Origin of the sequence: Pseudomonas simiae, from assembly GCF_900111895.1 — a bacterium.
Lineage (GTDB): Bacteria > Pseudomonadota > Gammaproteobacteria > Pseudomonadales > Pseudomonadaceae > Aquipseudomonas > Aquipseudomonas simiae.
Genome location: NZ_FOKB01000001.1, coordinates 996925 through 1010981, shown reverse-complemented (window position 1 = coordinate 1010981; position 14057 = coordinate 996925). Strand labels below are relative to the sequence as shown.

Sequence of the window (14057 nt, the reverse complement as noted above, 5' to 3'; positions counted from 1 at the left end):
AATTCTTACCGTACAACGAGTTTCATTTTGAAACCACACAAGGATTATTCGCATGTCGTCATCCCCTTTGAGCGGCGCCGTAGTATTGCTGCTCGCCGTCGCCTGTGGCCTGTCGGTGGCCAATGTCTACTACGCCCAGCCGCTGCTCGACGCCATGGCTGAAACCTTTGCCATGGACCACGCCACTGTCGGCATCATCATCGCCCTCACCCAGGTTGGCTATGGGGTGGGCCTGTTGTTGCTGGTGCCACTGGGGGACCTGCTCAACCGGCGCAGACTGATCGTCAGCCAACTGCTGCTTTCCACCCTGGCCGTGCTGATGGTGGGATTGTCGTCAAGCAGTTTCTGGCTGCTGGCCGGCATGGCACTGACCGGGCTGCTGGCAGTGGTCGCCCAGGTGCTGGTGGCACTGGCCGCTCATCTGGCATCGCCTGAACAGCGCGGCCATGTGGTGGGGTTGGTCACCAGCGGTATCGTGGTCGGTTTGTTGCTGGCCCGCTCGGTTTCCGGCGCGATGGCCGACCTGGCGGGATGGCGCTCGGTCTACCTGTTGTCGGCAGGCCTGACACTCTTGATGGCGATCTTGCTGTGGCGTGTATTGCCAAGCACCGAGCCACCGCGCGCCAGCGGCACTTATGGCGCATTGATCCGCTCGGTGTTCAGCTTGTTCAAGGAGGAGAAAGTCCTGCGTGACCGCGCCGTGCTGGCGATGTTGATTTTCGCCGCCGGCACTGTCTTGTGGACGCCGCTGGTACTGCCCCTGAGCACCCCGCCGTTGTCGCTTTCCCACACGCAAATCGGCCTGTTCGGACTCGCCGGCGCCGCCGGAGCCTTAGGTGCCGCCCGCGCCGGGCGCCTGGCCGACCAAGGGCTGGCCCAATGGACCAGTGGCACAGCCCTGCTGCTGATGCTGCTGTCATGGGTCGCAATCGGCTTCACCCAATCCTCGTTGTGGGCCTTGTTGCTCGGCGTGATTGTATTCGACCTGGGCCTGCAAGCCGTGCATGTCACCAGCCAGAGCCTGATCTACGCCGTGCGCCCCAATGCCCAGAGTCGGCTGGTGGCCGGATATATGCTGTTTTACTCGGTGGGCAGTGCGCTGGGCTCCATCAGCGCAACGGCCATGTATGCCTGGGGCGGCTGGATCGGGGTGTGTGTCCTCGGCGCAGCCATCAACCTGCTGGCGCTGGTCTACTGGCTGGCCACACTGCCCCCGAAACCTGTTTCAGTCCTGGCTGCCGGTCATGCTTTGCAACACGCCGTCACGACGGATCAACCCGTGGAACAAGGCCGCCGCCAGGTGCAACAGCACCGTCAGGAATAGCAGATAGGCCAGGAACCCATGGGCCCTGCGCAGCACCGCGAACAGTGGCGCGTTCGCTCCCACCAGCGCTGGCAACTGCACCGAACTGCTGAGCATCACTGGATCACCCGCCGCCGAGATCATCGCCCAGCCCAGCAGCGGCAAGACCAGCATCAGGGCATACAACACCAGGTGGGAGGCCTTGGCCGCCAGCACTTGCCACAGCGGCAAGTCGGCAGGCAACGGCGGTTGGCGAGTAGAAAAGCGCACCACCAAGCGCACGATCACCAATACCAGAATCGCGATACCCAACGGCTTGTGCAGGTGGATCAGCCACTCATGCCGCTGCGAAACAGAAGCCGCCAGCCCCGCGCCGATAAACAGCATGGCGATGACCATCAGCGCCATCAGCCAATGCAGCAGGCGCGCCAGAGGGGCAAAAAACCGTGGTTGGACATTCATGGCTTCAACTCCTGAGGGGCGCTGTGCAACGGGCTGACTTCACCGGCGCGACGCAGGTACGAGCTGGCGTACGCCGCCGAACGTGCCGCCAGCAACGGGTCATTGGAGGCTTCAATGCCGCTGGGCAGAATCAGTGGATCAAAGTTGATATCGCGACAATCCCCGTCCGCTTGCGGCTGGCTGCTTTGCAACACCAGGGTGCCGGCGTTGATGACTTTATGCTCGCCGGTCCAGGCTTTGCTTGCATCGTCCAAGGGATCACCGGGGTTGGCCAGGGTCATGTTCAACTGCCAGCGCAACGGACCGGTAGCGAGGCGCTGTACCAGGTCCTTTTCCAGGAAATCACTGCCGGCAGGCGCAGTATCGCCCGCTGCGTCCTGACTCTGCGGCACTACGCCCCAACGCACGGCCTGGCGCTTGCCATCGGCCCCCACCAGGAAGAATGCGTTGATGCCGTTGTAGGTTTCGGTCGCATAGCTGGCCGAAGGCTTGGCGGATTTGACCCACGCCAGGAACGGCGCGGTCTCGGGATGGGCGGCAAAGAATGCCGGCATGCTCGCCGGGTCCGGTTTGCCGGTGGAGGGCTGCGGCGCACCGGCCTTGAGCAGTTGGTAGAACGCCTCAGGCGTGCCCACTGGGAACACCGGCATGCTGTTCATGCCGGTGCGCCACTGTTGGCCGTTGGCCTGGCTGAACTGCACGGCAAAACTGCGGATCGGTACACTGCTGTCCGGCGCATAGGGGTTGCCGCTGGGCAGCGCAAATCGGCCAATCAGTGGGGTCTTGGCCTCACTGAACACCTGGGCACTGGAGTAGGCACGGGCTTCGGGGCTGCTCTGGAAATACCCGGCCACGCACACGCCCTTGGCGTGGTTACGGCGGAACCCAGGGTGCACGCCATTGTTGGTTTCCAAGGCATTGACCAGGGTTTTAGGGCGCAGGCGCTGCGGGTCGAGGGTGCCATTGACGTAGGCAAAAGCCCCCGCCACAACCGCAACCACGGCACCGATACCCGCCAGGCGCGCGATCAGGCTCGCAGTGCTCAGCGGAGGACGGGGCGGTGATGAGTGATCTACCATGAAGGAACTCCAGGGCCAAAGGCCTTAGGGATGAACATAAGGTCGGAGCATTAAGACGAACGCCGATCGGCTCTATTCCCCGGCCTCGGATTTATTTCCTGGCACGCGGAATAATCGTCAACGCCGCACGTCTCTCTAGTCCCAGCGTAGTGACCAGCCAGATACCCATGCATGAACTCGACGAACAGTTACGTGAACTCATCCCCAGGCTGCGGCGCTTTGCCGTGTCCCTGACCCGTAACGCCAGCAGCGCGGACGATCTGGTGCAGTCGACCCTGGAACGGGCAATCATCAGTTGGGCCGACAAACGCGTCGAAGGCGATTTGCGCGCCTGGCTGTTTTCGATCCTCTACCGGCAGTTCCTCGATGCCCACCGCCGTACCCGGCGCTACGCTCGCATGCTCGAATTTTTCACCGGACGCGACGATGCGCAGCCGTCGGTGGAACGTACGGTGATCGCCCAGTCGACCCTGCAAGCCTTCGATCAACTCAACACCGAGCAGCGTGCGCTGCTGCTGTGGGTCTCGGTCGAAGGCCTGAGCTACAAGGAAATCGCCGAGATCCTTGAGGTGCCCATCGGCACCGTGATGTCGCGCCTGTCCCGTGCGCGCCAAGCCCTGCGTCTACTCAGTGATGGCGAAATTGCCAGCCCTTCCCTGCGGATACTCAAATGATCAGCCTGCCCCCCAGCGAACGCGATTTGCATGCCTACGTCGATCACCAACTGCTGGAGAGTGATCGCCGCGTGCTTGAGACCTATTTGGCGGCGCACCCGGACGTCGCCGCGCAGGTCCATGCCTGGCAACACGACGCGCAGTTGCTGCGTGCAGCGCTGGGCGGCGCCCTGCAGCAGCCGGCCAACCCGGACCTGGACCCGGCCATGATCCGCCAGCGCCTGAAGCGCCAATCGCGTCGACAGTTTGCTACGGCCGCCGTGCTGCTTCTCGCCGTCAGCCTCGGCGGTATCGGCGGCTGGCACGCCCGTGAAGCCACCCAGCCCGCCCAACTGCCCATGGCCGATGCCATGCAGGCGTTCCGCTTGTTTGCCCAGGACGGCATCATGCCCGCCGACTACAAGGTGCAGGGCGGCGGCACGATGCAGGCCTGGCTCGATCGCTACTTCAACCAGGCACACCGCCTGCCGGACTTGAGCACCTCCGGGTTCACCCCGGTCAGCGGGCGCCTGCTCACCACCGAGCAAGGCGCCGCCGCCATGGTGTTGTACGAGGACCCGCAAGGCCGGCGCATCAGTTTCTATATCCGCCCGCCAGGCCCGGAAAACGGCTTCCTGCCTCGGGGCAGCCGCAGCGCCGATGGTTTGCAAGCGCAATACTGGTCCGGTGCCGGCTATAACTATGCGCTGGTCAGCCCGGTGGATCAGCCCGGCCCGCCGCTGCTGAAATTCTAGAAGCCGACGTCGAGCACCACGTTGTCCAGGTAGGTGCCCGCGGGCGGGGTGGGCTGGTCGGTGTAGATCCGGGCGTTATAGTTGAACACCTGGCTGCCGATGCCCAGGCCATTGCCGGGGTTGATCTCGGCGGTGGAGCTGTCGCGACGCGCAGCGCCGACACTGCCCCAGCGCGTGGTACCGGCGCTTTTGAAGAGGTCATAGGCCAAGTAGTTGCTGCCTGAGACCATCCGGCGTCGCCCGCCCACACTGACGGCGTTCTGGCCATCGCTCAAACCTACGCTGTAAGCACTGCCCTTGGTGCAGGAAATGCTGATGGTCTGGCCGGTGACCGGGGTAAAGCCGCTGATGACGGGCGCGCTGCCAAAACTGATATTGGGTGCAGTGATCTGGCAGTCGTTGGTGACGGTCATGCTCACGGTCAGGAGCTTGACTTGGGGGGTGAGGTTCTTGTCACGCAATATGCACAAGTTGCCAACGCCCAGGCCGATGCAATAATCCCAGGTCCACGCGACGCTCAAGACTTCGGTATACACCCCGGCCGCTACATTCGTCCCAGTAATACTGCCCACGTAAAGCGGCAGGTTCTTGCTGCCCGGCCCCGTCAAAAGCCCCGCGCTGGTCGCAATGCCATTGGGACCGAAATCGAACTGGATCCCCCGGTTAATCGGGAACGTGGTGGTGTTATTGCCATAAATCGTATAACCGATCACATCCCCCGTGGGGCCGACCATGCCGCTGGTGGTTGAAGTGATCGTGGCATAGAAGTGGTCATTGGTGCCGAGGGCGATCAATGAGGCCGTGCAGCTCAAACCGCCATTGAGGGTCGAACTGTTTTGCGTCGCGGTGCGCACGTTGATCGAACTCACCGAGCCAAAACTCACCGGAGCAGTCGCCACCGTCGAACACAGCGCCATCGCCTGCCCCGAACACAACAGCCCGATGAGCGACAGCCATCCCAAACCTCTCATTGGCACACCAACGGCCCGATCAACGGCATGCCCTGCTGCTGCTCGTCGATATCGAATCGCGCCTGACACGTGCGCCCGTCCCCCAGTGTGACCTGCAAGGTGTTATGCGCCGAGAGGTTTTCCAGGTACACCAGGCCATCCCAGCCGACCACCGCCTGCTGGTTGCTTTGCTCGTGCACCAGCAGGCTGCCCAGGGGTAATTCCTGGTGCTGGGTGTCCACCAGCGTGACGCTGGCCGCAAGCACCCGGCGCAGCGGAAACTCCAGCAGATAACCGCTGCCGCGCCGCACGGATACACGCTGCTCCACATTCGGGCTCTGCACGTTGAGCGGCAGGTTCAGCGGATCGATTTCATACTTGGCGCGGTAATACGCGCTGCTCCACGGCACCAGCAGATGACCGTTGCGGTCGGTTTCACCCACCAGTTGGTTTTCATAGCGCACCGGAATCCCGGCGAAGCCCTGAGTACTCACCACCACAAAGGCATCATTGATACGGTTGGCAGCAAAAGTGTCGCCGCCCATCCACACCAGCGAGCCACTGGCATCCGCCCAACGCGTCTCGGCGTCGCTGCTGCCGTACACACCGGCCTGCAACTGCACCGACTGCAAGCGCCAGGTCAGATCGGCCTGCCGGTACGCCGGGCCATCACCCTGGGCATAACCGAGGTTGTAACCCACCCCGCCCTCGCTGGGCACCGCACTGCTGTAGTTGAGGCGCTGGCGACTGGCGCCATCCTTGCTGCGCTCGGTGCTCAAGGCCAGGCTGCCGTTGAGATCAAACGGAATCACCAACTGCGCCTGCATCGCCCAGTTGCTGTCGCCGATCTCACGGTTGGCCGACAGGTAGAAGCTGGTGTTGCGCCACAGCGGCTTGCTCCAACTGAGGTTGAGCAAGCGCGTTCGAGAATCGTCCGCTGCCTGCACGTCAAAGTAACCTACGCCCAGGCTGCCGAAGCGCTCAAGGTTAAGGCTCAAGGTCACTTGCTCGCTGCGTTTGCTGAGGCTGGCATAGGGCGTGTCGACCAGGGTCAGGTCGGCGTACTCGTCGCGCCGCTCGACCCGCTGGTACGACAGGCTGTAGCGCATGCTGTTGTATTGATAGCCCAGGCTCAGTTGCTGGCCGCCGCGGCCTTCGAACTGGCTTTGGCTGACGGCGGTATTGAGCACGCCGAAGTTGCCCAGCCGCAGGTTGCCACCCAGTCCGCCGAGGGTCAGGTCACTGGAGGCTTCGGCGTGACTTTCCAGGGTCAGGTTGTCGGAATAACCATAACGAAAGGTACCGCTGGCAACGCCAGGCCCGTAGGCGAAATCTTTCAAGGTGTATTCCCGGCGCAAGGAACCGGCAGCCACCGAGAAATCCGTCAGGCCTTTTTGCAGCAGCGTACTCGTTACATAAAACGGCACCGTGGTCGACACCTGGCGGCCCAGGGCGTCGGTGGTCACCACGACCGCTTCGCCTGCACCGTTGATAAACGGCACGTTGGTCAGGGTGTAAGGCCCCGGTTGCAGCAGCGCACTGTCGGATTTGTAGCCGTTGATGAACAGGTCAACCGACGACGGCACAGCGGCTTCACCGGCAAATTGCGGCAGCGGGTAGGTCACCAGGTCCGGGCGTACGGCAAAGTCACGGGAAAACTGCACCCCCCCCAGGCGCACCGAACTGCTCCAGGGCAAGGCGCCGCTGATCACGTCACCGGCCTCGTAGGTCAGCAGCCGTTCGTCATCGGAGAAACGCCAGGTGGTGTCATAGCGCCGATAGCCATTGTTGAACGTACTGCTGCTCACGCCATCGGCCAGGGTCTGGCGATACTGGCCGGTATTGGACAAGGTGCCCCAGTTGTCGAACAGCCGTACTTCGTTCCAGGCGGCGAGGTAGCTGCCGCCTTCGTCGGTGTCGCTGAAATACAGATCATAGTTGAGCAAGGCGCCGAAACTGCTCATCGCCTGGGTGCGCGGATAGGCGTTGCGGTTACCGATGAACTGCTCTTTCAACCACGCAGGCGGCACATCCAGCAGCAGGCGCTGAGCGTTGCTGTCGTAGTCACTGTGCAGACCCGGGAGCGTGTCCAACGCCACGCTGCCACTCAGTTCACCGGGCAGCTTCATGCCCACATCCTGCAGCGCACTGGCCGGCACATAGAGCTGCCCGGCCCGTTGATCGACCGCGATGACGCGGCCGGTGTCCATCTGATTGACCACCAGTTCCAGAAACAACTGTGCATCGGCGACAGCCTCCATACTGCTCGGGGGCGGTGGCAGGTCGCCAGCCACGCCCTGCGGCGCAATCATTGCGCCCCATAGCCCGCTTACCATTGCTACCGACGGCCATAGACCTCGAGTCCAACCACGACTCACACATGGCGTTGTGTCCTTCAATGGACATCTCCATCCGTTTAAATCCCGGAGCTTCCCGCCCCGTTACACCCGGTTACCGTGTCGGCGCAAGGTTCTCCAACTGCTGCGCGCCGTTGATCCTGACCTGCAGGGGCTGGTCAGCCGACAGCCCATCCGGCACCGGCCAGCGCATGGTCGCGCCCGGCAAGACATAGCCAAGCAAACCGTCCACCAAGGGCCGTGTCTGCCCGCCCTGCTTGAATGAAGCATCGGTGAGGCGCGCATGCACGGCGCCCTGGTTGCGTACTTCGAGGTAATTGCGCCCCGCCACCGTGACTTTCTGCCAACTCAAGTCCGGCTTGCCGGCGCCCTTGGGATCACGCTGGCGTGTGCTGTCTTCCTTGCTCCACAGGCCCGCGCCGTAGGCAAACAGCGGTACCGAGTAACGCATCTGGAAGCGAATAGCCGCCGCCGTATTCTTGCCCTCTGGCGGCGCCGGCACCTGCAGCGGCGAAGGGATTTCATCAATGATGATGCGGTAGGCCAACTCTTGTCCCGGCGGCACTTCGCGGGTGCGGGTCAGGCGTACCAGTTGTTTTTGCCCTGGCTCGATTCGCGCCACCGGCGGGCTGCCGATCACATCGCGCTGGTTCTGGTATTGCTCATCGAAACCGCTCTGGCTCCACGCGAACACGCGTATCTGCAGGCTCGCGGTTTCGGTCCCACGGTTTTCCAGCCACAGCGCGCTGGCCTGTTGGTCGGCCTCCAGCACTGGATCGATGGGCCAGATCAGCACCGAGCTGGCCGCCTGTACGACCCCCGCCGTGCACACCGCACTCAAGGCAATACCCGCGGCCCACAACCGCCGGGAAGGTGAACGCATAACCCCACTCCTTATACCGATAGCCTTACCACGTCAGCTGCACCTGCAGCGTGTCGCTGTATGTCCCCCCAGGCTGATTGCCCGGCAATTGCACCCGCCCGTAGATGGGCAGGTTGATGTTATTCGCGTCGCTGTAGGCCACGTTGACGCTCTGGCCAATCCCCAGGCTCTGGCTGAACGCCGCATCCCGAAACAACTGGTAAGCCACTCGCGCGCTGCCGCTGTTGAGCTGCAAATTGCGCCCGGTGCCGCTGTGCAGGCCGCCGTTGACGCTCATGCTCAGCGTCACCCCAGGCGTGCATTGCAAAGTCACACCCCCCGTCAGCGCCGCCGTGACCGTGCTGGTAGCCAGGGCCGAGTAACTGCCGTAGGTCAGCGCGCCATAATTGGAGCCTGCGCCCACAACCAGGCAACCTGGTGTGATAGTCGCGCTCACCTGGAAGCTTTGGCTGGTCACCGCCGATAACGGCAGCGGCACCGCCAGCCCACAGGCCAGCAACGCTCTGAGCCACATCGCTAGAACGTCAGTTCCACGGCCACGGTGTCGGTGTAGGTGCCGGCTGGCAGCCCCGCCTTGCCCACCGCTCGACCGTAGAGGTTGACGGTCTGCGCTACGCCGGTACTGGTGGCGAGTGTGATCACGTCGTCAATCGCCAACAGCGCGGAGTGGCCGCTGTCGGTATAGAAGTCGTAGGGCACGAAGTTGCCTGCACCGTCGGCCAACGCACGGCTGCCGCCCGGAGACGCACCGTCATGGGCACCGGCGCGCACCTTGACCGCTGGGGTGGTGCCACTGGAGCACAGAATCGACAGCGCCCCACCGGTGCCGGTGCCGCCGAGCAACTGGGCATCGGCGTTGGTGAACAGACTGTTGGTGGTGCCGAAGTTCAAGCTACCAAAGTTAAGGCCGCTGGCGGCTCCAGAGCCGTTGACCTGGCAGCTGGCGATCAATATCAGGCTGGACGTGATCTGCCCGGTCACGGTGGTCGCCGCGTTGAGGCTGGAGGCCATGGCCAGGCCCAGTGCACAGACACCTAATCGCGAAACAAGTACATGCATGGTTTTCATCCTCTTGAGTTACCAGTCCAGTGTCACCGTCAACGTGTCGGTGTAGATCCCTGCCGGTAAGGCACTGGTATTTGCCACCACGGAGCCAAACACCGGAATCGGTATCTGGGTGCCCCTGGCCACGACAAAATTGCGTTGTTGGCCGATGCTGTAAGCGCTGCGGCCCTGCGGGTCGGCAGACAGCCGATACGGAATCATCTGGCGCCCATTGCTCAGGCGTCGTGTAGTGCCATCGCCATTGGTGCCGCCGTCGATGGTCACGGTAAAGCTCGAGACCGAAGGGTTGCACGACACCGCCAGCGGCGCCTTGTCGCCGTCGGAGACCGCTGCGCCCAGCGTGCTGTTCCAGGTCGGGCCCTGGCTGCCAAAGTCGAGCATCGCCGTGCCACCCGTGGGGTTGACCGGTGCGCTTTCGACGCCTTTGCTCACTTCGCAACTGGCGGTGATCACCAGCCGCGCCTGGATAAACCCGGTGGCGACAGCCGCCTGCGCGTCATCCGCCAGCACCAGCAGGCCGCCCATGGCCACCGCGGCCAGATAGCGGCTTACCACGTGACCGTCACCTTGAGCAGGTCGGTGTAGCGGCCGACGGCGGGTATGTCTTTGAGCGGCTCGATGCGGCCATACAGCGGCAGGTCGACGAAACCGGCGTCAGGCACCCGGCCACTCAGCGGCACATCCACCGGCAACGGCACGCGCCGCGCGGCGTCGGCATAGATGCGATAGGGAATGGGTCGGGTCGAAGGGGTGGCGCTGAGGTAACGAAGTTCACCGGTGCCGCCATGCAGGCCGCCATCCACGCGCACTTGATACGGCGTGTCAGGGTTGCACTCCAGGCGCGGCTGGCGCTGGCTGATCAGTGCCGCACTCAGGGGCCCGGCCGGGTCATCCAGACGCGGGCCGCTGCCGAAATCCAATACGCCAAGCTGCTCGATGCCCGCTTGGCGGGTCGTGCCCACCAGTTGGCAGCCCCGCTGCACGTCGATACGCACCTCCACCTGAAGCTGTGCACCGTAAGCCGTGCTGCAGAGCATCGCGCCCATGACTGCCAATACTGCTCGTCCCTTCACTGCCCCAGATCCTTTTACAGGGGTGACTGCTGTGTAGAAGGTTAGTCACTCAACGAGAAACTGCCAGTCTGGACAGGATTACCCTCGTGACATGCTTTTTCGAGATAGCTGGCAGTGCCCTTCTCTATTGGTCAAAACGCGGCGGGCGCCCTAAAGTGAGCGACCACTGAAATACAGAGTGACTTGCATTGGCCGCGCTTTCCCTGATCCGTCGCCTGCTCGGTAAGAAAACCGACGCCCTGGACGCCTCGCCTATCCCCGCGTTCTTTCAGCAAAAAGCCGAGCAACAGGGTTATACCCTCAGTGCCGGTCAAACCCGAGCCATTGCTGCCCTGGCCCGAGAAACCCAGCACCTGCTCGCCGGCCAACCTACCCGCAGCCTGTACCTGCACGGGCCGGTGGGGCGCGGCAAAAGCTGGTTGCTGGACGGCTTTTTCCAAGCGCTGCCGATTGCCGAGAAGCAGCGCGTGCACTTCCATGATTTTTTCGCGCGCCTGCATCGCGGTATGTTCACGCACCGTGAGCAGGACGATGCCCTGGCTGTGACCCTCGATGAACTGCTGACGGACTGCCGTGTCCTGTGTTTTGACGAGTTCCACGTCCACGATATCGGCGATGCCATGCTGATCACGCGGCTGTTCAAAGCCTTGTTCGAGCGCGGTGTGCTGGTGCTGGTGACGTCCAACTATGCGCCGCAGGGGCTGCTGCCCAATCCGCTGTACCACGAGCGCTTCAAGCCGGTGATCGACCTGATCGATGCGCGCATGGCGGTGCTGGAAGTCAGCTCGCCCCAGGATTTTCGCAGCCTGCCTCAAGCCCAGAGCGCACAACGCTTTACCAGCGGTCGGTACGTTTGGCCCGCAAACGCAAGCCAGCGCCAAGCCTTGGGGCTTCCCGCCGCCGACTGCCCGCCGCGCCCTCTGGCCGTCGGCAACCGGACGTTGATCTGCCGCCACCACGCAGGCCGCACCATTGCTTTCACCTTCAGCGATCTTTGTGAACAGTTGACCGCCGTGATGGACTACCTGCTGCTGTGCCAAGACTATGATCACTGGATCATCGACGGCCTGCCGCAACTGGCCGATTGCCCGATTGCCGTACAGCAACGCTTTATCAACCTGGTGGATGTGCTCTACGACCGGGACAAGCACCTGATCCTGATCGGCGAGCAACCCCTCGACCTGGCCCTGAGTGGCCAGGCCATCGACCTCGCCCGCACCGCCAGCCGTCTCGGCCAATTGCAACAGGCTGACCCGCAACCTGCACACGACCCGGTATCATGAGCGCCATTTGCGCCCCTTTACCGAGTAACCGCTGCGTTCATGAATACTCTCGCCCAACTCAAGGCCGGCCAACTGGCCGGTATCACGCGCCTGGACCTGTCCTGCGGGCTGACCGAATTTCCCCAGGAAATCTTCGAACTGGCCGACTCCCTGGAGATCCTCAACCTCAGCGGTAACGCCCTGAGCAGCCTGCCCGACGACCTGCATCGCCTGCCCCACCTGCGTGTGCTGTTCTGTTCAGACAACCTGTTCACCGAGCTGCCGACTTGCCTGGGCCTGTGCGCCAAGCTGAGCATGATCGGCTTCAAGGCCAACCAGATCAGCCACGTGCCCGCCGCCGCGTTGCCGCCGTTGTTGCGCTGGCTGATCCTGACCGACAACCGCATCCACCATTTGCCCGATGAACTGGGCAAACGCCCGCTGCTGCAAAAGCTGATGCTGGCCGGCAATCAACTGTCGCAGCTGCCGGAGAGCATGGCCAACTGCCGCAGCCTCGAATTGCTGCGCATCGCCTCCAACCGTTTCACCCAGTTGCCGGCGTGGTTGCTGGCCCTGCCAAGCCTGACTTGGCTGGCCTATGCCGGTAACCCGGTGGAAATGGCGGTGGAGGTGACAGGTGATGTCGCCACGCCGGATATTCCCTGGGCCCAGCTGGAACTGGCCGAAGTCCTTGGCGAAGGCGCCTCCGGCGTTATCCGCAAGGCCCTGTGGAAACCGTCAGGCAAACCGGTCGCAGTCAAACTGTATAAAGGCAGCATCACCAGCGATGGTTCGCCGCTGCACGAAATGCAGGCCTGCATCGCCGCCGGGCTGCACCCTAACCTGATCAAGGTAGAAGGCCGCGTTGTCGGCCACCCGGATGACCAGGCCGCGCTGGTGATGGACCTGATCGACCCGAGCTACCGCAACCTCGCAGCCCTGCCCAGCCTGGCTTCGTGCACCCGCGACATCTATGAACCGGGTACGCGCTTCAGCCTTGATGTGGCGCTGCGCATTGCAAGGGGCATCGCGTCGGTCGCGGCGCATCTGCATCGCCACGGCATCACCCATGGCGACCTGTATGGCCACAATATTCTGTGGAATGAGGCGGGAGACTGTTTGCTGGGGGATTTTGGCGCGGCGTCGTTCCATGCCACGGCCGATGGCGTGGAAACCAGGGCCTTGCAGCGGATTGAAGTGCGGGCGTTTGGGGTGTTGTTGGGGGAATTGTTGGAGCGGGTTGAGGAACAGCTGAGTGATGGACTGGCAGCGTTGCAAAAAAGCTGCTGTCAGCCTGATGTGCTGGCACGACCGGGGTTCAACGAAATCGAATCACTGCTGAGCCGGGGCTGAAACCCAATCCAAATGTGGGCGCTGGCGTGCCTGCGATAGCGGTGTATCGATCACTGAAAAAGTGAATGACACGACTTCATCGCAGGCACGCCAGCGCCCACATTTGTTAGCGTGTTTTAGCCCGCCAGACCGACGAACATGTCCTGAACGTCATCATGGTTGTCCAAGCCTTCGAGGAAGGCTTCGACTTCCGCCATTTGCTCATCGCTCAACCCGCTCACCGGGTTCTTCGAGATATAGCCCAACTTGGCCGACAGCACGGTGAACCCCTGCTCCGGCAAGGCTTTCTGTACGGCGTCGAGGTCGGTGGTCTCGGTGATGAACAGGGTGGTGCCTTCTTCTTCACCCTCTTCGAAATCCTGGGCGCCGGCTTCAATGGCTGCCATTTCCGGATCGGCGTCCGGGCTGTCCGGCGAGGCTTCGATCAGGCCGACGTGGTTGAAATCCCAGGCCACGGAGCCGGAAGCACCGAGTTGGCCCTTGCGGAATGCCACGCGGATTTCCGCCACGGTACGGTTGATGTTGTCGGTCACGCACTCGACGATCAGCGGCACCTGGTGCGGGGCGAACCCCTCATAGGTCACGCGATGGTACTGCACGGTTTCGCCGAGCAGACCGGCGCCTTTCTTGATGGCGCGGTCCAGGGTTTCCTTGGGCATCGAGGCCTTTTTGGCCTGTTCCACCACCAGACGCAGGTGAGCGTTGGTCGAGGTATCGGCGCCGTTGCGCGCGGCGATGGTGATTTCTTTCACCAGCTTGCCGAAGATCTTGCCCTTGGCATTCGCTGCCGCTTCTTTATGTTTGACTTTCCACTGTGCGCCCATGACTCACTCTCTTCTATCCATCGCGCCGAAACGTCTAC

General features: G+C 62.7%; 15 protein-coding genes. 5 read left to right on the top strand and 10 right to left on the bottom strand.

The window, feature by feature from the left end:
* Positions 1-52 precede the first annotated feature (52 nt).
* Positions 53-1324, top strand: a complete 1272-nt coding sequence (locus tag BMZ57_RS04865; RefSeq protein WP_021492807.1) for an MFS transporter — start codon at positions 53-55, stop codon at positions 1322-1324.
* On the opposite strand, the gene BMZ57_RS04860 is transcribed toward BMZ57_RS04865, so the two are convergent.
* Positions 1226-1765 (bottom strand): cytochrome b, encoded by a 540-nt coding sequence (locus BMZ57_RS04860; RefSeq protein WP_010209458.1) that lies wholly within the window; start codon positions 1763-1765, stop codon positions 1226-1228. The two genes, BMZ57_RS04865 and BMZ57_RS04860, sit on opposite strands and share 99 nt — an antisense overlap.
* Positions 1762-2844 (bottom strand): catalase family peroxidase, encoded by a 1083-nt coding sequence (locus BMZ57_RS04855; RefSeq protein ID WP_021492808.1) that lies wholly within the window; start codon positions 2842-2844, stop codon positions 1762-1764. The genes BMZ57_RS04860 and BMZ57_RS04855 overlap by 4 nt, the downstream gene beginning before the upstream one ends.
* Before the next feature lie 167 nt (positions 2845-3011).
* On the opposite strand from BMZ57_RS04855, the gene BMZ57_RS04850 reads away from it, so the two are divergent.
* Both BMZ57_RS04850 and BMZ57_RS04845 read left to right on the top strand, forming a co-directional pair.
* A complete protein-coding gene (locus tag BMZ57_RS04850; protein WP_010209455.1) occupies positions 3012-3518 on the top strand; it encodes an RNA polymerase sigma factor in 507 nt (168 codons plus the stop codon).
* Positions 3515-4252 carry an anti-sigma factor family protein gene (locus BMZ57_RS04845; RefSeq protein WP_021492809.1) on the top strand — a complete coding sequence of 246 codons (738 nt, stop codon included), beginning with the start codon at positions 3515-3517 and terminating at the stop codon, positions 4250-4252. Before BMZ57_RS04850 ends, BMZ57_RS04845 begins: the two co-directional genes overlap by 4 nt.
* On the opposite strand, the gene BMZ57_RS04840 is transcribed toward BMZ57_RS04845, so the two are convergent.
* The 7 genes from BMZ57_RS04840 to BMZ57_RS04810 all read right to left on the bottom strand — a co-directional run bounded on the left by BMZ57_RS04840 (position 4249) and on the right by BMZ57_RS04810 (position 10553).
* Positions 4249-5223 (bottom strand): Csu type fimbrial protein, encoded by a 975-nt coding sequence (locus BMZ57_RS04840; RefSeq protein ID WP_029529105.1) that lies wholly within the window; start codon positions 5221-5223, stop codon positions 4249-4251. The genes BMZ57_RS04845 and BMZ57_RS04840 overlap by 4 nt on opposite strands.
* The gene (locus tag BMZ57_RS04835; protein ID WP_069672527.1) at positions 5220-7538 is read right to left on the bottom strand and encodes a fimbria/pilus outer membrane usher protein; all 2319 of its coding nucleotides are present in this window, start codon (positions 7536-7538) and stop codon (positions 5220-5222) included. The genes BMZ57_RS04840 and BMZ57_RS04835 overlap by 4 nt, the downstream gene beginning before the upstream one ends.
* Positions 7539-7653: 115 nt before the next feature.
* Complete coding sequence (locus tag BMZ57_RS04830) at positions 7654-8442, bottom strand: fimbrial biogenesis chaperone (protein ID WP_021492811.1); 789 nt, start codon at positions 8440-8442, stop codon at positions 7654-7656.
* Between the two features lie 25 nt (positions 8443-8467).
* A complete protein-coding gene (locus BMZ57_RS04825; protein ID WP_010209447.1) occupies positions 8468-8956 on the bottom strand; it encodes a Csu type fimbrial protein in 489 nt (162 codons plus the stop codon).
* 2 nt (positions 8957-8958) lie between these two features.
* Positions 8959-9501 (bottom strand): Csu type fimbrial protein, encoded by a 543-nt coding sequence (locus BMZ57_RS04820; protein WP_010209446.1) that lies wholly within the window; start codon positions 9499-9501, stop codon positions 8959-8961.
* A gap of 18 nt (positions 9502-9519) precedes the next feature.
* A complete protein-coding gene (locus tag BMZ57_RS04815) occupies positions 9520-10062 on the bottom strand; it encodes a Csu type fimbrial protein (protein WP_010209445.1) in 543 nt (180 codons plus the stop codon).
* Positions 10056-10553, bottom strand: a complete 498-nt coding sequence (locus BMZ57_RS04810; RefSeq protein ID WP_010209444.1) for a Csu type fimbrial protein — start codon at positions 10551-10553, stop codon at positions 10056-10058. The genes BMZ57_RS04815 and BMZ57_RS04810 overlap by 7 nt, the downstream gene beginning before the upstream one ends.
* A gap of 215 nt (positions 10554-10768) precedes the next feature.
* Here BMZ57_RS04810 and zapE point away from each other — a divergent pair, with 215 nt between their 5' ends.
* On the top strand, positions 10769-11863 hold the full coding sequence (gene zapE / locus BMZ57_RS04805; RefSeq protein ID WP_021492814.1) for a cell division protein ZapE: 1095 nt from the start codon (positions 10769-10771) through the stop codon (positions 11861-11863).
* 39 nt (positions 11864-11902) lie between these two features.
* On the top strand, positions 11903-13195 hold the full coding sequence (locus BMZ57_RS04800; RefSeq protein WP_021492815.1) for a protein kinase: 1293 nt from the start codon (positions 11903-11905) through the stop codon (positions 13193-13195).
* A gap of 116 nt (positions 13196-13311) precedes the next feature.
* Here BMZ57_RS04800 and BMZ57_RS04795 read toward each other — a convergent pair whose 3' ends face one another.
* Positions 13312-14019 carry a YebC/PmpR family DNA-binding transcriptional regulator gene (locus BMZ57_RS04795; protein ID WP_010209440.1) on the bottom strand — a complete coding sequence of 236 codons (708 nt, stop codon included), beginning with the start codon at positions 14017-14019 and terminating at the stop codon, positions 13312-13314.
* Positions 14020-14057: the final 38 nt, after the last annotated feature.

Bases quoted from the DNA above. Each gene is read 5' to 3' on its own strand.
- BMZ57_RS04855 (WP_021492808.1), bottom strand. From the start codon at position 2,844: ATGGTAGATCACTCATCACCGCCCCGTCCTCCGCTGAGCACTGCGAGC.
- BMZ57_RS04845 (WP_021492809.1), top strand. From the start codon at position 3,515: ATGATCAGCCTGCCCCCCAGCGAACGCGATTTGCATGCCTACGTCGAT.
- BMZ57_RS04840 (WP_029529105.1), bottom strand. From the start codon at position 5,223: ATGAGAGGTTTGGGATGGCTGTCGCTCATCGGGCTGTTGTGTTCGGGG.
- BMZ57_RS04825 (WP_010209447.1), bottom strand. From the start codon at position 8,956: ATGTGGCTCAGAGCGTTGCTGGCCTGTGGGCTGGCGGTGCCGCTGCCG.
- BMZ57_RS04810 (WP_010209444.1), bottom strand. From the start codon at position 10,553: ATGGGCGCGATGCTCTGCAGCACGGCTTACGGTGCACAGCTTCAGGTG.
- BMZ57_RS04795 (WP_010209440.1), bottom strand. From the start codon at position 14,019: ATGGGCGCACAGTGGAAAGTCAAACATAAAGAAGCGGCAGCGAATGCC.
- BMZ57_RS04850 (WP_010209455.1), top strand. From the start codon at position 3,012: ATGCATGAACTCGACGAACAGTTACGTGAACTCATCCCCAGGCTGCGG.
- BMZ57_RS04865 (WP_021492807.1), top strand. From the start codon at position 53: ATGTCGTCATCCCCTTTGAGCGGCGCCGTAGTATTGCTGCTCGCCGTC.
- BMZ57_RS04835 (WP_069672527.1), bottom strand. From the start codon at position 7,538: ATGGTAAGCGGGCTATGGGGCGCAATGATTGCGCCGCAGGGCGTGGCT.
- BMZ57_RS04820 (WP_010209446.1), bottom strand. From the start codon at position 9,501: ATGCATGTACTTGTTTCGCGATTAGGTGTCTGTGCACTGGGCCTGGCC.
- BMZ57_RS04800 (WP_021492815.1), top strand. From the start codon at position 11,903: ATGAATACTCTCGCCCAACTCAAGGCCGGCCAACTGGCCGGTATCACG.
- BMZ57_RS04830 (WP_021492811.1), bottom strand. From the start codon at position 8,442: ATGCGTTCACCTTCCCGGCGGTTGTGGGCCGCGGGTATTGCCTTGAGT.
- BMZ57_RS04860 (WP_010209458.1), bottom strand. From the start codon at position 1,765: ATGAATGTCCAACCACGGTTTTTTGCCCCTCTGGCGCGCCTGCTGCAT.